This is a genomic window from Micromonospora sicca (assembly GCF_003172935.1).
GTDB classification, from domain to species: Bacteria; Actinomycetota; Actinomycetes; order Mycobacteriales; family Micromonosporaceae; genus Micromonospora; species Micromonospora sicca.
On sequence record NZ_QGKS01000260.1, the window covers coordinates 1 to 16,856 of the forward strand.

Consider the following 16,856-nt stretch of genomic DNA (forward strand, 5'->3'; position numbering starts at 1 on the left):
ACGCGGGTGGGCCAGGGAACGGCGAGCGACCGACGACTCACCGCGGGACTCAGCTGGGCGCCGGGTTGCGGGTGGACCGGTGACGGTCCGGGAAACATGGCCGAAACCTAGGCCCAATATTTAACTTCGTCAAGTATTGATTTAGGCTGGCGTGGGTCCTACTCTCGGCGGCACTCATCTGCGCGTCGCCCACCACCGCCGAGGACTTGATGCCCCCTGTGTTGTTCGATCCCGATCACCGCCTCTGGCTGTTGCGCGGCCCGACCACCGCGTACGCCATCCGGCTCGCCGACGACGACACCGTGCGACATGTCCACTGGGGAGCGACGCTGACGCTGACCGAGGCGGTGAAGGTTGCCGAGCGCATCTCCCCGGCGGCGAGCAGTTTCGAGGCGGTGGCCGCGGTGGACGAACTGGCGGTGGAGGGCGGCGCCCGCTTCGGACCACCCAGCCTGCTCGTGCGCTTCGCCGACGGCACCCGCGGCGTCCAGTGGCGGTACGCCGGCCACGACGTCGACGGCGGCCACCTGCGCATCCGGCTGCACGACCGGCACTACCCGCTGCGCCTCACCCTGCACTACCGGGTATGCGCCGACAGCGACGTGATCGAGCGGTGGACGACCGTCGAGAACCACGACGACCGCACCCCGATCACGGTGCTGCGCTGCGACTCCGCCGCCTGGGCGGCGCCGCACCGGACGGACTACCGGGTGAGCCACCTCGTCGGCGGCTGGAACAGCGAGTTCCAGCTCCGACGCACCGACGTCGCCGTGGCCGAGACGGTCTTCACCAGCCGGCGCGGGGTGACCAGCCACCACGCCAATCCCTGGCTCGCCGTCGACGACGGCACGGCAGGCGAGGAGCACGGCGAGGTCTGGAGCACCGCGCTGGCCTGGAGCGGCAGCTGGCGAATCACCTTGCACCGGGACCCGGTCGGCCGCACGACCTGGACGGGCGGCTTCGGCCACGAGGGGCTGACCTGGTCGCTGGCCCCCGGCGAGGCGCTGGACACCCCGGTGTTCGCCGGCCTCTACACGGCGGGCGGGTTCGGGGCTGCCAGCCGCGCCTGGCACGGGTACGTGCGCCGACACGTGCTGTCCCACCCGAACGAGACGCGACCCGTGCTCTACAACTCGTGGGAGGCGACCGGGTTCGACGTGGACGAGGTCGGCCAGATCGCCCTGGCGGCGCGCGCCGCGAGCCTCGGCGTCGAGCTGTTCGTGATGGACGACGGTTGGTTCGGCGCCCGCACCGGCGACCACGTGGGCCTCGGCGACTGGGTGCCCAACCCGGTCCGATTCCCCAACGGGCTGCGCCCGCTCGCAGCGGAGGTGCGGCGGCTCGGCATGCGCTTCGGCCTGTGGGTGGAACCGGAGATGGTCAACCCGGACAGCGACCTCTACCGGGCGCACCCGGACTGGGTGCTGCACATGACCAACCGCGACCGCACCGAGCTGCGCAACCAGCTGGTGCTGAACCTCGGCCGGCCGGACACCGCCGAATGGACCCACGCCTGGCTCGACCGGCTGGTGGCCGCGCACGACATCGACTTCCTCAAGTGGGACGCCAACCGGCCGTTCACCGAGGCCGGGTGGCCCGGGCACGGCGATCCCGACCGGCTGTGGATCGAGCACACCCGCGCGGTCTACCGGATCATGGACCGGCTGCGGGCCGACCACCCGGGCCTGCGCATCGAGGCGTGCGCCGGCGGCGGCGGGCGGGCCGACCTGGGCATCCTGGCCCGTACCGACCAGGTGTGGACGTCGGACAACACCGACCCGGTCGACCGGATCGACATCCAGCACGGCTTCAGCCAGCTCTACCCCGCCCAGGTCATGGGCGCCTGGGTCACCGACAGCCCGAACGCGGCCACCGCCCGGGAGACTCCGCTGCGGTTCCGGTTCCACGTCGCCATGGCCGGCGTTCTGGGCATCGGCGGCGACCTCGCCGCGTGGACCGACGACGAGCTCAAGGAGGCCGTCGAGCTGATCGCCGCGTACAAGCGCATCCGGCCGGTCGTCCAGCACGGTACGGCCTACCGGCTGCGCGGCGATGGCACGCTGACCGCGGTGCAGTACGCCCACGGCGACGAGCACGTGGTGCTCGCCTGGTGCCCGACCCGCCCGTACGGCCACGCAACCGCCCCATTGCGGCTGACCGCAGTGCGGCCGGAGGTGGTGTACCGGGACACCGACACGGGGGCGACGTACGCGGGTGCCGTGCTGCTCGGTTCCGGCCTGCCCCTCGACCTGCCGTCAGGCGACCACGCCAGCACGCTCGTCCACCTGCGGCCGGTGGGCTGAGCCGGGGCTCAAGGCCGGATCCACGGATCAGGTTCGGGGCGGGCCGCGAGGCGCTGAACCTGCACCCGTCACCCCAACAGGTCTCGCAGCCAGCGCAACTGGATCGGTGGCTGGAACGTCGCGCCGCCCTCGTGCCCGTTGTACGGCCAGACCTGAAGCTCCTTCGGGCCCGCGTAATGGTTGTACGCGGCGAGCACGGTCGACGGTGGGCAGACGTCGTCCATCAACGCCACCGAGTAGAGCGCTGGTGCGGTGGCCCGCGCCGCGAAGTTGACGCCGTCGAAGTAGCCCAGCGTGCGGAACACCTGCTCGATCCGGTCACGGTTCGTCGCGCAGAAGTCCGCCAGCTCCTGATACGGGTGCGAGTCGGTGATCTCGGTGGCGCGCCGGAAGTGGGTCAGGAACGGCAGGTCGATCAGCGCGGCCCGTACCTGGCGGTGCAGGCCGGCGACCGCCTGCGCGATGCCGCCGCCCTGGCTGGCACCGGCGACGACGATCCGGGTGCGGTCCACGTCCGGGTGAGCGGCGGCCGCGTCCACCGCCCGCACCGCGTCGGTGAACAACCGGCGGTAGTAGTACTGCTCAGGGTCCAGCACGCCGCGCGTCAGCAGACCGGAGTGCTGCGGCGTGTCGCCGCCAGGCAGGTCGGGGGTGTCGCCGTCGCCCTGCCCGCGGGAGTCCACCACGAGCACCGCGTACCCGGCCGCCGGCCACAGCAGCCACTCGTGGGGCCGGCCCCGGCCGCCGCCGTAGCCGATGAACTGCACGACGCACGGCAGCGGCCCGGCCACGTCCGCAGGGGCGAGGAACCAGGCGGCCACGCGCTGTCCCTCGTAGCCGCTGAACCGCGCGTCCTGCACCCGCACGCCAGGCAGCAACGCGTCGTACGGGGTGAACTCCGGCTTCAGCTCGTGCCGCGCCGCGTCGGACAGCGTCGCCCGCCAGAACGCGTCGAAGTCGTCCGGCTCGACGCGTTCCGGGCAGTAAGTGAGCAGCTCGGCGAGGGGTAGGTCGAACAGAGCCACGCTATGCCTTTCCGGTTCAGAGGGGCGACGAAGCAGGGCGGTGACGGGCGGATGAGTGCGACCGAGCGTAGAATTTCCCAAGACACGAAATCAATACTTGACGAAGTTAAATATTAAGCCTAGGTTTGGGCCATGTATCCCAAGGCGGACGTCGTCGCGCCCGCGGTAACCGCCGTGTTCACCGCGGTGCTGACCGAAGGACCACTCAGTCGGGTCCGGCTCGCTCGCCGGCTCGGGTTGTCCTCCGCCGCTGTCACCAAGGCCGCACGGCCACTCATCGAGATGGGCTACCTGCACGAACTGGCCGCGACCGAGCGGACGGGACCGGGTGCCGGGCGGCCGGCCAGCCCCCTGGCCGTCCGGGCCGACCGCGAGTTCTTCGTCGGCGTGAAGATCACGGCTGACGAGCTGATCGGCGTCGTCTGCGATCTGTGCGCGCAGGTGCGCACCGCGATCCACCGGCCGCTGACCGACCCCGACGTCGAGGCCGTCCTCACCGAGCTCGGCCACCTCGTCGACGAGCTGCTCGACAGCCCCGGTGGCTACCGGGCGCGCACCCGCCGACTGGGGCTCGCCGTCTCCGGCGACGTGGACCCCACCACCGGCCTGGTCCGGTACTCGCCATTTCTGCGGTGGCACAACGTGCCGCTGCGCGAACGCGCGGAAAAGCTCACCGGGCTCACCGTCACGGTCGAGAACGACGTGAAGGCGCTGACCACCGCCGAGCACTGGTTCGGCGAGGGCGTGGGCGCGGAGTCGTTCGCCCTCGTCACGGTGGGCACCGGCATCGGCTGTGGCCTGGTCATCGGCGGCCGGCTCGTCTCCGGCTCGCACGGTGTCGCCGGCGAGATCGGCCACATCGGCATCGACGCGAACGGCCCCACCTGCCACTGCGGCGGCCGCGGCTGCGTGGAGGCCATCGCCGGCACCGATGCCATCGTCGGACAGGCGCGGCAACGCTCCGGACGGCCGGAGCTCACCTTCGACGAAGCGGTGGATCTGGCACGCCGCGGCGATGAGCGCGTCGGCGCCGTCTTCGCCCGCGCCGGCAACGCGATCGGCTGCGGCATCGCCGCGGTCGCGAACCTGGTCGGGCCGGCCCGGATCGTCGTGTCCGGCGAAGGCCTGGCCGCCTACGACCTGTTCGAGACACACATCCGTGCGGGCTTCGAGCGCCAGGCCTTCGGCGCCGCCGCCGAGTGCCCGTTGTCGATCCGCCCGCTGCCCTTCGAGGAGTGGGCGCGTGGAGCGGCCACGGTGAGCATCCAGGCGCTCGTCGCTTCCTGAATCCGGCGTCAACTCCACCCCAGCCGGAGTGCCGCCGAACGTCCCCGAGGACCCGCCGTGCGCATCGCCCTGTTCATCACCTGTGTCAACGACCTCGCCTATCCGCAGACCGGCATCGCGGTCACCCGCATCCTGCGGCGACTCGGTCACACCGTCGAGTTCCCCGTCGCGCAGACCTGCTGCGGTCAGATGCACGCCAACACCGGGTACCGGGCGGAGGCGGTGCCGATGGTCCGCGGCTTCGCCGACACCTTCGACGGCTACGACGCTGTCGTCGCGCCGTCCGGCTCGTGCACCGCCATGATCCGCGACCAGTACCCTCGCCTGCACCCGGCTGCGGCCTCCGTCGCCGGCCGCACCTATGAACTCTCCGAGCTGCTCGTGGACGTCCTCGGCGTCACCGACGTCGGCGCCGCGTTCGCGCAGACGGTCACCTACCATCCGACCTGCCACAGCCTGCGGATGCTGCGGCTGGGCGACAAGCCGCTCACCCTGCTGCGCCACGTCCGGGGGATCCGCCTCGTCGAACTCGACGACGCTACCGAGTGCTGCGGCTTCGGCGGCACCTTCGCGCTGAAGAACGCTGCGGTGTCCACCGCGATGCTCGCCGACAAGTGCGCCCGGGTACGCGAGACGGGCGCGGCGGTGCTCGCGGCGGCGGACAACTCATGCCTGGCCCACATCGGCGGCGGCCTGGACCGCGCCCGCTCCGGCGTACGGGCGATGCACTACGCCGAGATCCTCGCCATGACGGGACACTACGCATGAGACACCCCGCCACCCCCGCCGGAGTTCCGTCCACCGGCGGTGGCCGCATCCGCGCCCCGCTGCCGTTCCCTACCGCCGCCCGAAGCGCGGTCGCCGACGACCAGCTGCGCGCCAACCTGCACCGGGCCACCCGCACGATCCGCGGCAAACGGGTCCGGGCCGTCGACGAGGTCCCGGACTGGGCGGCGTTGCGCGATGCCGGGGCGGCGATCAAGGCCGATGTGCAGCGGCGGCTGCCCGAGCTGCTGGAGCGGTTCGAGGCGGCGGCCACGGCCGCCGGCGCCCGGGTGCACTGGGCCCGGGACGCGGCCGAGGCATGCCGGATCGTGGTCGAGCTGACCCGCGCGGCCGGCGCCGATGAGGTGGTGAAGGTCAAGTCCATGGCCACCCAGGAGATCGAGCTCAATGAGGCCCTGGCGGCGGCCGGCATCGCCGCCCACGAGACCGACCTCGCCGAGCTGATCGTGCAGCTCGGCGACGACACCCCGTCACACATCCTGGTGCCCGCGATCCACTACAACCGGACGCAGATCCGGGACATCTTCCGCCGCCGGATGGCCGACGCGCCCGCCGACCTGGGCGCGGAGCCGCGGGAGCTGGCCGAGGCGGCCCGCCTGCACCTGCGGCGCCGGTTCCTGGAGGCGAAGGTCGCCGTGTCCGGGGCGAACTTCGCGGTCGCCGACACGGGCACCCTGGTCGTGGTGGAGTCCGAGGGCAACGGGCGGATGTGCCTCACCCTGCCGCAGACCCTGATCAGCGTCGTCGGTGTCGAGAAGCTGGTGCCGAGCTTCGCCGATCTGGAGGTCTTCCTGCAACTGCTCCCGCGCTCCTCGACCGGCGAGCGGATGAACCCCTACACCTCGATGTGGACGGGGGTCACCCCGGGCGACGGCCCGCAGGACGTGCACGTGGTGCTCGTCGACAACGGACGTTCGGCGGTGCTGGCGGATCCGGTCGGCCGGTCGGCGCTGTCCTGCATCCGTTGCTCCGCCTGCCTCAACGTCTGCCCCGTCTATGGGCGGGCCGGTGGGCACGCGTACGGATCGGTGTATCCGGGGCCGATCGGGGCGATCCTGTCTCCGCAGCTGACCGGGGTGGCCGACAACGCGTCGCTGCCGTTCGCGTCCACGCTCTGCGGCGCCTGCGCCGACGTCTGCCCAGTCAAGATCGACATACCGGAGATCCTCGTCCACCTGCGTCAACAGGCACCGCACCCGGTGGCGGAGCGGACGGCCATGCGTACCCTCTCGTGGATCATGCGCAGCCCACGACGGTGGGCCCTCGCGTTGCGGGTTGCCCGCCGCGCCGCCGGCCCCCTGGGCGCCTGGCGGCATCGGCGGACCGGGACGCGCACCCTGCGCCGGCTGCCCTGGCCGGCGTCGGCGTGGACGCGGTCGCGCGACGCCCCGCTGCCCGCGCCGCAGACCTTCCGTGAATGGTGGGAAAAGCAGTGACCGCCCGAGCCGAGGTCCTCGCCCGCCTGCGGGCGGCGCTGGTCGACGCACCGACGCCGGTCGACGTGCCGCGCCACTATCGCCGCGTCGCCGAGTCCGTCGATCTGGTCGAGCTGTTCGTCGACCGGCTGGTGGACTACCGCGCGGTGGTCCACCACGGTTTCGATGCTCTCCCGCGTCTGCTGGCCGGCGTCGACCGGCTCGCGGTGCCCGACGACATCCCCGGGCACTGGCTGACCGGCTTCGCCGGGCAGGTCCGCCGGGACACACCCCCTCTGTCGCCGGCCGACCTCGACGGCATGGACGCCGTACTGACCGGCTGCGCGGTAGCGGTGGCCGACACCGGCACCATCGTGCTGGACGCCGGTCAAGCCCAGGGACGCCGGGTGCTGACGCTCGTTCCCGACCGGCACATCTGTGTCGTCCGGACCGGCCAGATCGTGGGCCTGGTGCCCGAGGCCGTCGCCCGGCTCGACCCGCGCGCGCCGCAGACCTGGATCTCCGGCCCGTCGGCGACCAGCGACATCGAGCTGGACCGGGTGGAGGGGGTGCACGGGCCCCGCCGACTGGAGGTCGTCCTGATCCCCGACGACGACGTGATCGCACCCGGCCGCTGACCGAAGTCACGCCGCGGCCCGGGCCCCGGCCGCGCTTCAGATCCGGTTCTCCGCCAATCGGCGGATAGCCGAGGCTGCGGCGCCGCGTGCCCAGTCCTCAAAGGTGTGCGGGCGCGTGACGATCCGGCAGCGGCTCGCCGCGCCGAATGCGTGCTCGGCGTACGCCGCACGCAGGTGTTCCTCGAAGAGGTCGAAGTCGCTCACCGCCTCGCCGCCGATGATGACGAGTTCGGGCCCGGCGAGGTTCACCAGTGTCGCGATCGCCGTGCCGATCACGGTCGCTGCCTGCTCGAACGTCCGGACGGCGATGGGGTCGCCGCGGTGCGCCAGGTCGAGGACCTCGTCGATCGACAGATCCTTGCCGTGGCCTCGGGAGACCTCGGCGACGATGGCGGGGGTGCCTGCGACCGCCTCGACGCAGCCGCGGCGACCACAGGGGCAGATCCGGTCCGGCGAGGTCAGCGGGAGGTGCCCGATCTCGCCCGCGACGCCGTAGGCACCTTCGACGACCGCCCCGTTGACGTGTATGCCGCTGCCGATGCCGCGGCCGATCGTGACGATCGCGAAGGAAGCGGTGCCCACGCCCACGCCGAACCAGTGCTCCCCGATCGTGAGGGCGCGAACGTCGTTCTCGACCAGCACGTCGCGGTCGAGGCGGCCGGTCAGGATCTTCCCGAGCGGCACATCGGTCCAGCCCATGATCGCAGACTCGCGGACGATGCCGCTGTGCGCGTCGACGTCGCCGGAGACGGTGACCCCGACGGCGCAGATGCGTTCGGCTCGCACGCCGAGCAGGTCTACGAGTGTGGTCCCGGTCGCCTCGATGGCGTCGACGACGATGTCGAGGTTGGTGGAACGGAGCGGACGCCGGTCGCTGGCCAGGATGCTCGTCGTCAGATCGGTCGCCACGCCGACGATTTCGTCGGCGTTGACCTTGATGCCGACGAAGACCAGCGCATCGGGAACGACCATGACCGGGTTCGCCGGCCGCCCTGGCTGCCCGTCGCGCTGCGACTCGAGCTGGTCGGAGACGAGGCCGGCCCCGATGAGCGGCGCGACCGCCTTCGTGACCGCCGCTTGCGAGAGGCCCGTGAGCCGGGCGATGTCGATGCGGGTGATCGGGCCCCGCGTGAGGATGCTCTTGAAGACCTCGGCCGCCGCCGCGGAGGCCCCTCGGAGCAGCGAGACTGCGGCGGCTGCTTCGCTCATTCCCGGGATCCCTCTTGCTTGGACGCCGGCCAGGGCGTGGTAACGCGTCGATCGGACACTACGGTAGTCAGCGAGCGGGGCGGAGCCGGCGCCGTCACTGACGCCCGGTTGGGTGGGTGTGGTGGGTCTGATGTGCCGGCGCGTTCATACGCTCGGCGGTGAAGGCCGGCGGGTGCGCCGATGGCGCTGACGCTGTCGGCGAAGATGCGATGTCCAGGTCGGCGCGGGGTGGTCGGACGGCCGTAGCGTGACCTCGCCGTGTGCCGGGAGCTCGAATTCGAGCAGCCGGTCGCCGTGCTCGACGACGATCCGGTGCGGGGCGCCGCGAACGTCGCGGATCACGGCGGTCTCGACGGCGCTGTCCGCCCAGGCGAGGTCGACCTCGAGTCCGCCGCGTGCGCGCAACCCCGCTACCCGGCCGCAGGGCCATTCCGCAGGCAGTGCGGGCAGCAGCCGGATGCGGCCGTGGTGGCTCTGCACGAGCATCTCGGCGATCCCCGCCGTGAACCCGTAATTGCCGTCGATCTGGAAGGGCGGGTGCGTGCTGAACAGGTTCGGCAGGAGCCCGCCCCACTCGGATCCGTCGACGGGGGCGAGCCTGCGGTGGTCGCGGTCGAATGCGGTGATCGCCTCGAGCAGTAGTGCTCGGGCTTCGGCGGCGTCGCCGAGCCGGGCTCGAAGCGCGATCTTCCACGCCCACGACCAGCCCATCGCCCCGGGTCCGCGGGCGTCGAGGAAGCGGCGCGCCGCTTCGGCGAGCTCGGGCGTGCGGACGGGGTCGATGAGACCGAGCGGGTAGAGCGCGACGAGCGGAGACATGTGCCGATGGTGCGGGTCCTCGTCCGCGACATCCGTCGACCATTCGCGCAGCCGGCCGTCGGGGCCGACCTCGAGCTCGGGGAGCCGTTCGAGGGCGGCGGCGAGGTCGACGTCGAGCGGGTCGTCGAGGCCGAGCACGGCGATGGCCGAGCGGGCGCGCTCGAACAGCGCTCGGATGAGGGCGATGTCCGTCGTCGTCGAGACGCTGAGCGCTTCGGGCCGTCCATCGGGGCCGACGAACAGGTTCTCGGGCGAGGTCGACGGGATGGTGCGCAGCTGGCCGGTCACGGGGTCGTCGACGAGCCAGTCGAGGCAGAACAGCGCTGCCCCGCGCATGAGCGGCCATACGGTGTGCTCGAGCAGTTTGAGGTCGCCGGTGAACTCGTAATGGTCCCAGAGGTTGTGGGTGAGCCAGACGCCGCCCATCATCCAGATCGCCCAGCTCGGGCCGCCGTGACCCATGCCGACCGGCAGGCTCCAGCCCCAGAGGTCGCTATTGTGGTGGGCGACCCAGCCGCGGGCGCCGTAGAGGCGGGCCGCGACGTCGGAGCCGGTGCTCGCGATCCGCCGCACGAGTGCGATCAGCGGGTCGGTCGAATCGTCGAGTCCGACCACCGGTGCCGCCCAGTAGTTCATCTGCGTGTTGATGTTGATCGTGTAGTTGGACGACCAGGGCGGTCTGAGCTCGTCGTTCCAGATCCCCTGCAGGTTCGCGGCGGGATTGCCCGAGCGAGACGACGCTGCGAGCAGGTAGCGGCCGTACTCGGCGAGCACGGTCGCCCGGAGGCCATCGTCGTCGCCCTGGAGAATGTCGCGCTCGACGTCCCAGGTGCCGGCCCGCCGACCGCCGATCGCGAAGCGCGCCCCCGAGGCATGGTCCCGCACGTCCGCGAGGTGCTCGGAGAACCGCTCGTCCGCCGTCTGCCGCAGGGCGGCCGTCGCGTTCGAGAGCGCGCGCTCCCGGATCTCCTCGCGGGAGGAGCTGCGCCAGTCGGCGCCGTCAGGGTCGGCCCACCACGATGCGGCCCGGCTCGACGTGGAAAGAGCGATCAGCAGCCGGCTCGCCCCGCGGATCCGCAGGGTGTCGCCGACGGAACCCTCGGTTCCGTCGCTTCGCACCGCGAGCGCCGCGACCGCGAAGTGGTCGAAGCCGTCGGCTTCACCGGAGAGGAAGCGATGAGCCGGCTCCACGGCCGTTTCGTGCAGGGGGGCACCGTCGATCGGCGCGACCACGTCGAGGGTGATGCCTGTCGCGGCGGTGTCGCGTCCCGCCTCGCACAGGCGCGTCGACAGGCGTATGTCGACGTCGAGCACCGGCCGGTCGGCGAGGTACTCGACGAACAGGCAACCGGCAGGCGCGGAGACGAAGGTGCGGCGCGTGGCGGCGGCGCCGTCGATCGCGAGCGATTCGGTCACGTGCGCCTCGTCGAGGTCGAGGATGCGGGCGGGCCGGCCTTCCGCGACGGCCGCGCCGCGCGTCTCGAGCTCCAGATCGACGAACGGCAGGAACTCCTGGGAGTACGGGCCCTGAAAACTCATCAGGAGCGCTTCGGCACGTCGGAGGTCTCCGGCATCGATCGCCGACCGGATCTCGGCGAGGCGTTCGGGCCCGGCTCCGTGCGCCACGAGATCGGCGAGCGCGTCGGCCGGCCCGTCGGGGTGACCCGACCAGATGGTCGCGTCGTTGACCTGGATGCGCGTCTGAGCGCCACCGAAGACCATCGCACCGATGCGGCCGTTGCCGAGGGGCGTGGCCTCCACCCACTCGCGTGCGGGCTGCCGCCAGGCGAGGCGGAGCGTCTCGGCCATCAGTTGATTCCCGCGCCGAGCGAGCACCAGAAGAACTGGTCGCCTGCGAGCTTCACGTGGTTGCCGAAGCCGACCCAGCGGGGCCGGGTGAGGACCGCGTAGCCGGCGAAGCTCAAGCAGAGGCCGCGGAGCGCCGGGTAGACCGCGAAGCCGACGAACGAGGGCGCGATGAGCGCCCAGGCGAGCCGTGCGTCCCCGCGGTGGGCCGGGGAGCTCGCGTTGATCGGGCGGCGCGGCGTCTTACGCCGCATCGCCTGTAGCGGTGGCCGCGTTTCGCGAGCCGTTGATTTCCAAAGCGCCATTGGTCTTCCTGCTCCCGCATGTTCGACCTGTCGCGCGGTGCTCGACGGCGAGGTGACCGACTTCCCCTGCGCTTGCCGCGACAGCGTAGACATGATTAATTTACGGCGTCAAGTAACTTCCCTGTAGCCGTCCACGGAGGCTGTGACCCATGCTTTCCGGCGCCGAAGCCGTACTCACCCTGCGTGCCGGAGGCACCGCCTTCATCGTCGAGGTGCGCCATCCCACCCCCCGAGTCCTGCACTGGGGGGCGGATCTCGGAGAGCCGACGGACGGCCGCGACGAGGAGCTTCGGCTCACCGCCGAACCCGCCATCCTCAACAACTCGCCCGACGAACCCAGGGTCCTGTCCGTGTGGCCGAGCGAGTACGACGGCTGGTCGGGCACCACCGCGCAGTCGGGGAACGCGGCGGGGTACGCGACGACCCCGCGGCCCCTGCTCGAGTCGCATCGCATCGACGTCCCGGGCGACGGCGTCGGCGGCAGCATCGAGTTCCGATTCGTCGACCGGGTGACGGCGCTTCGGTCCACCGTCGTCTACGAACTGGACCGTTTCGGCGTGCTCGCCGTTCGGATGAGCATCGAACGCGACGCGGCCCTCAACGCGTCGACCGGTGGCGCGCCGTACACGCTCGACGGCCTCCTCGCGCTCATGCCCGTGCCCGAACGGGCGACCGAGCTGCTCGACTTCACCGGGAAGTGGTGCCGTGAGCGCGCTCCGCAGCGCACGCCGTTCGGGTTCGGCACGCACGTGCGCGCCGCGCATCGCGGCAAGCCCGGGCACGACTCGCCCTACCTCCTCGTCGCGGGGACGCAGTCGTTCGGCTTCGGCCACGGCGAGGTCTGGGCGATGCACCTGGCGTGGAGCGGCGAGCAGCGCTACCTCGCCGAACGCCTCCCCGAAGGAGCCGGCGCCTTCTCCGCCGTCATCGGCGCGGGTGAGTCCCTGCACTCGGGCGAGGTCATCCTCGCCGACGGGGACCGCTACGAGGCGCCGACGGTGCTGTTCATCTGGTCGGATGCCGGCACCGACGGCGTCGCGGATCGCCTGCACCGCCGACTGCGCAGCCGGCCGAGCCATCCCTCGACGCCGCGACCGCTGGTGCTGAACACCTGGGAGGCCGTCTACTTCGACCACGACCTCGACCGGCTCACCCAGCTCGTGAAACGAGCCGCCGAGGTGGGCGTCGAGCGGATCGTGCTCGACGACGGCTGGTTCCATCGGCGCCGCGCGGCCGACGCCGGCCTCGGCGACTGGTTCGTCGACCGCGACGTGTGGCCCGACGGCCTTGGCCCGTTCGTCGAGGTCGTGCGTTCCCACGGCCTGCAGTTCGGGCTCTGGTTCGAGCCAGAGATGGTCAACCTCGACTCGGCGCTCGCCGAACGGCATCCGGATTGGATCCTCGGGCCGAGCGCCGGTCTCGGGTCGAGTTCAAGGCAGCAGTACGTGCTCGACATCGCCCGCCCCGAGGCGTACGAATACCTGCTGACCCGCATCGACGCTCTCGTCCGTGAGCACTCGATCGACTATCTCAAGTGGGACCACAACCGCGACCTGCTCGAGGCGGTCAGCCGCGAGGCGAGCGGCGACCGGCCGAACGTCCGCCGGCAGACGCTCGCGCTCTACCGGCTGCTCGACGAGCTGCGCGAACGGCACCCGGGCCTGGAGATCGAGACGTGTTCCGGCGGCGGCGGGCGTGTCGATCTCGGCATCCTCGACCGCACCGATCGGGTGTGGGCCTCGGACTGCAATGACCCGGTGGAACGTGTGCAGATCGAGCGGTGGACGCGGGCACTCGTGCCGCCGGAACTCATCGGCTCGCACGTCGGACCGGCCCGGGCCCACACCACCTCCCGCACCACCGACCTGTCGTTCCGGCTCGTCGCGTCGCTCACGGCGCACGCGGGTATCGAGCAGGACCTCACCGTCGCGAGCGACGACGAACTCGCGACCATCGCCGCGTGGTCGCAGCTGTACCGCGAGTTCCGCCCGTTCCTCCACACGGGGCGGGTCGTCAACGCCGACCTCGCTGACGACGCGACCGCGCTCTACGGCACCGTCGCCCGCGACGGCTCGAGGGCCTTGTTCACCTGGGTGCGGTTCCAGACCTCCGCGGCCGGCCAGTCCGGCCGGGTCCGCTTCCCCGGACTCGACCGCACCGCCCGCTACCGAGTCGTCATCCGAGAGGAACTCGGCGCGGCGAGCCGGCACCAGGGGCGAGACCCCGAGTGGGTGGCCCGAGCCGCCGAACACCCGATCGAGCTCTCCGGCGCCGTGCTCGCGGGGGCCGGCGTTCCCATGCCGACGCTCAACCCGCAGCAGGCGATGCTCATCGACATCGGAAGGATCTCATGAACCAGCCGACCATCCTCTTCGCCGGCGACAGCGTCACCGACTGCGGGCGGCGTGAAGACTCAGCCGGGCTCGGAGACGGATACGTCCTCCGGATCGCTGAGACCCTGGGGGGCGAGGCGCACTGGCTCAACCGCGGGATCAGCGGCGATCGGAGCCGCGATCTCCGCGAGCGGTGGGACCGAGATGTGCTGGCGGCGCGGCCGGCGCTCGTTAGCGTGCTCGTCGGCGTCAACGACACCTGGCGACGCTACGACAGCGACGACCCGACCCCGGCGGCGGACTTCGAGGCGAACTGTCGCGCGCTGCTCGAGCCACTCGCCGCCGACCGCGTCGGACTCGTGCTCATCGAGCCCTTCCTGCTCCCGGTGCGGGCGGAGCAGGTCGCCTGGCGTGAGGACCTCGAACCGAAGATCGCGATAGTGCGGAGCCTCGCGCGGGACTATGACGCCGCGCTCGTGCCGGCGGACGCGGCCCTCAACGCCGTCGGCGACGCAGCCGGACTCGCGCCCGACGGCGTGCATCCAAGTCATCGCGGTCACGAGGTGCTCGCGGCGCTGTGGCTTGAACACGCGGCTTCCCAGTTGACGGCGGTGCTCCGACGTTGAGGTGACGAGCCGCCCCGCCGCCTCCGGCAGGGCCGTCCCTGTTCGGGGGCCGGCCCCACCCACGCCTGGCGGCCGGACCGTAGCCGGTCCGGCCGCCAGGCGTGGGTGGGGTCAGGACTTGGACAGGGTCACGATCGACGTGTCGTCGACCGTGACGGAGTCGCCGTACTCGTTGTAGTAGGCGGTCGCCTGGGTGCTGACCTCGGCGTCGCCCTTCCCGAACGGCGTAGTGCCATTCGGCGTGGCCGAGGCCGTCCACTCCACCGCCGTACCCGGCGTGCAGTTCACCAGGGCACCAAAGGTGCCGCGGACCAGCTCCTTCTTGACCACCTGGAAGACGGCGCCGGTGAGCGATACGGACGCGGGCTGGTCGCACGTCACGGTGCCGTGCACCATCGCTTTGCCGCTCACCGCACTGGCCGTGCCGTCGCTGGCGACGGCGAGCTGAAGGTCCAGGGCGGCCATGGTCTCGGCCTGTGCCGGCGCCACAGTGGCCAGTCCAGCGAGCACACCGGTGATCGACAAGGCGGCCGCGACAGCCGCCCTGCGCCATTGTCTTTGCATCCCCGTTTCCTCTCTGTGCGACAAACAGCCGCCCGGGCGGTTTCCCGGAGACAGCTGTCCGGCAATTACCGCATGTCTCACCGATCCTGTTGGACCCTGGCGGCATACTCCCCCAAATGGTGTCAACGACGGTGACCGGACGGCCGCGCCGTTGGCGACCGGCGGCGAGAGGAGGAGCAGAGATCGAGGAGCGGGTTCGGCAGATCCACCGCTGGCTGTCCATTGCCTTTACTTCTTGATGTAGTCGGCCCGCCGGTCCGCATCCTCCTTCGTCGCGAACACCTCGACCACCAAGCCACGGTCGGTGACATCGACGTACAGCCTAGGGTGGGCGGCATGGCAACCCCTGCCCCCTCGGCCGACGGCTTCGCGGCCCAGAATCCGCTCACCCTGCTCACGCTGGACGAACTCCGGCAGCGCAGCAGCGTGAAGTGGCGCATGCACCCGCCCGACGTGCTCCCCCTCTGGGTCGCCGAGCAGGACGTACCCCTCGCTCCTCCCGTGGCCGACGCGCTCCGCCGCGCGATCGACCTCGGTGACACCGGCTACGCGCACGGGACGGCGTACGCCGAGGCGCTCGGCGAGTTCGCCGCCCGGCGCTGGGGCTGGCACGACTTCCGCGTCGACCACACCAGGGTCGTACCGGACGTGATGATGGGCGTCGTCGAGGCACTCCGGCTCGTGACCGACCTCGGCGACGCGGTGGTGGTCTGCTCCCCCGTCTACCCGCCCTTCTACGCCTTCGTCAGCCACGCCGGCCGGCAGGTGATCGAAGCCCCGCTCGGACCCGACCTGCGGATGGACCCCGCCGCTCTCGACGAGGCCTTCCGCCGGGCCCGGGCCTGCGGCCGCCGGCCGGCGTTCCTGCTGTGCAACCCGCACAACCCGACCGGCGTCGTCCACCGCCGTGACGAGCTCGAAGCCGTCGCCGAACTGGCCGGCCGGCACCGCCTGCGGGTGATCTCCGACGAGATCCACGCCCCCCTGGTGCTGCCCGGGACGCACTTCACTCCGTACCTCACGGTGGCCGGCGCCCAGAACGCGTTCGCCCTGACCTCCGCCTCCAAGGCGTGGAACCTCGCCGGCCTCAAGGCGGCGCTCGCGGTCGCCGGGCCGCAGGCCGCCGCCGACCTCGAGCGCCTGCCGGAGGAGGTCAGCCACGGGCCCAGCCACCTGGGCGTCATCGCGCACACCGCCGCGTTCCGCGCCGGCGGGCCGTGGCTCGACCTCCTCCTCGGCGGCCTCGACGGCAACCGCACGCTGCTGGCGACGCTGCTGGCGAAGCACCTCCCATCCGTCAAATACCACCGCCCCGAGGGCACCTACCTCGCCTGGCTGGACTGCACGGGCCTGGGCATCGCCACCGAGCAGCCGGACGGCGAACCCGGCGTGGCCAGCGACGTCGCCGGGCCCGCGAAGATGTTCCTCGACCGCGCACGGGTCGCCCTCAGCTCCGGGCACGTCTTCGGCAGCGGCGGGGCAGGCTTCGTACGACTCAACTTCGCCACCTCACCCACGATCCTCACCGACGCCGTCACCCGCATGGGCCGGGCAGTCGACGCGCACCACCCGTCGGCGGGCTGAGCCCGCGGTCCCGGCACGTGCCGTCACTGCCGTTCGCACCCGCCTGACGAGAGGCGTGGGCAGCCAAAAAGTTTTGTTCGGTTCCTACAAATGGTGCCGCCTCGGGTTCGGTGGTTACGACATGGCGCTGCCAGCCGGCAGGCGGAAAGGTGATCA

At 71.6% G+C, this 16,856-nt stretch carries 13 protein-coding genes; 8 read left to right on the plus strand and 5 right to left on the minus strand.

Annotated features, from left to right (window positions below):
* Positions 1 to 209: 209 nt before the first annotated feature.
* Positions 210 to 2,303 carry an alpha-galactosidase gene (locus DKT69_RS20215; protein ID WP_109803089.1) on the plus strand — a complete coding sequence of 698 codons (2,094 nt, stop codon included), beginning with the start codon at positions 210 to 212 and terminating at the stop codon, positions 2,301 to 2,303.
* 68 nt (positions 2,304 to 2,371) lie between these two features.
* On the opposite strand, the gene DKT69_RS20220 is transcribed toward DKT69_RS20215, so the two are convergent.
* On the minus strand, positions 2,372 to 3,328 hold the full coding sequence (locus DKT69_RS20220; RefSeq protein WP_109803090.1) for an acetylxylan esterase: 957 nt from the start codon (positions 3,326 to 3,328) through the stop codon (positions 2,372 to 2,374).
* A gap of 132 nt (positions 3,329 to 3,460) precedes the next feature.
* Between DKT69_RS20220 and DKT69_RS20225 the strand changes: the two genes are divergently transcribed.
* The 4 genes from DKT69_RS20225 to DKT69_RS20240 are packed head-to-tail and all read left to right on the plus strand — an operon-like array spanning position 3,461 to position 7,454.
* Complete coding sequence (locus DKT69_RS20225) at positions 3,461 to 4,615, plus strand: ROK family transcriptional regulator (RefSeq protein WP_109803091.1); 1,155 nt, start codon at positions 3,461 to 3,463, stop codon at positions 4,613 to 4,615.
* A gap of 57 nt (positions 4,616 to 4,672) precedes the next feature.
* Positions 4,673 to 5,383: a (Fe-S)-binding protein gene (locus DKT69_RS20230; protein WP_109803092.1), complete on the plus strand. Its 711-nt coding sequence runs from the start codon at positions 4,673 to 4,675 to the stop codon at positions 5,381 to 5,383.
* Positions 5,380 to 6,837, plus strand: coding sequence for a lactate utilization protein B (locus DKT69_RS20235; protein ID WP_109803093.1), 1,458 nt, complete (start codon positions 5,380 to 5,382; stop codon positions 6,835 to 6,837). Before DKT69_RS20230 ends, DKT69_RS20235 begins: the two co-directional genes overlap by 4 nt.
* Complete coding sequence (locus tag DKT69_RS20240) at positions 6,819 to 7,454, plus strand: LutC/YkgG family protein (RefSeq protein WP_201749757.1); 636 nt, start codon at positions 6,819 to 6,821, stop codon at positions 7,452 to 7,454. Before DKT69_RS20235 ends, DKT69_RS20240 begins: the two co-directional genes overlap by 19 nt.
* 36 nt (positions 7,455 to 7,490) lie before the next feature.
* Here the strand turns inward: DKT69_RS20240 and DKT69_RS20245 are convergent, their stop codons facing one another.
* From DKT69_RS20245 to DKT69_RS20255, 3 genes are all read right to left on the minus strand, one after another.
* Positions 7,491 to 8,663, minus strand: coding sequence for an ROK family transcriptional regulator (locus DKT69_RS20245; RefSeq protein WP_109803094.1), 1,173 nt, complete (start codon positions 8,661 to 8,663; stop codon positions 7,491 to 7,493).
* Between the two features lie 144 nt (positions 8,664 to 8,807).
* Positions 8,808 to 11,291, minus strand: coding sequence for a glycosyl hydrolase family 95 catalytic domain-containing protein (locus tag DKT69_RS20250; protein WP_109803095.1), 2,484 nt, complete (start codon positions 11,289 to 11,291; stop codon positions 8,808 to 8,810).
* The gene (locus DKT69_RS20255; protein WP_109803096.1) at positions 11,291 to 11,542 is read right to left on the minus strand and encodes an ABC transporter permease family protein; all 252 of its coding nucleotides are present in this window, start codon (positions 11,540 to 11,542) and stop codon (positions 11,291 to 11,293) included. The genes DKT69_RS20250 and DKT69_RS20255 overlap by 1 nt, the downstream gene beginning before the upstream one ends.
* Before the next feature lie 200 nt (positions 11,543 to 11,742).
* Here DKT69_RS20255 and DKT69_RS20260 point away from each other — a divergent pair, with 200 nt between their 5' ends.
* Together DKT69_RS20260 and DKT69_RS20265 are read left to right on the plus strand one after the other, a co-directional pair.
* The gene (locus tag DKT69_RS20260) at positions 11,743 to 13,947 is read left to right on the plus strand and encodes an alpha-galactosidase (protein WP_109803097.1); all 2,205 of its coding nucleotides are present in this window, start codon (positions 11,743 to 11,745) and stop codon (positions 13,945 to 13,947) included.
* Positions 13,944 to 14,552, plus strand: a complete 609-nt coding sequence (locus DKT69_RS20265) for an SGNH/GDSL hydrolase family protein (RefSeq protein ID WP_109803098.1) — start codon at positions 13,944 to 13,946, stop codon at positions 14,550 to 14,552. The genes DKT69_RS20260 and DKT69_RS20265 overlap by 4 nt, the downstream gene beginning before the upstream one ends.
* Before the next feature lie 111 nt (positions 14,553 to 14,663).
* Here the strand turns inward: DKT69_RS20265 and DKT69_RS20270 are convergent, their stop codons facing one another.
* A complete protein-coding gene (locus DKT69_RS20270; RefSeq protein ID WP_146231156.1) occupies positions 14,664 to 15,116 on the minus strand; it encodes a hypothetical protein in 453 nt (150 codons plus the stop codon).
* A 336-nt stretch (positions 15,117 to 15,452) separates the two neighbouring features.
* On the opposite strand from DKT69_RS20270, the gene DKT69_RS20275 reads away from it, so the two are divergent.
* Positions 15,453 to 16,700: a MalY/PatB family protein gene (locus DKT69_RS20275; RefSeq protein ID WP_109803100.1), complete on the plus strand. Its 1,248-nt coding sequence runs from the start codon at positions 15,453 to 15,455 to the stop codon at positions 16,698 to 16,700.
* The last annotated feature ends 156 nt before the right edge of the window (positions 16,701 to 16,856 follow it).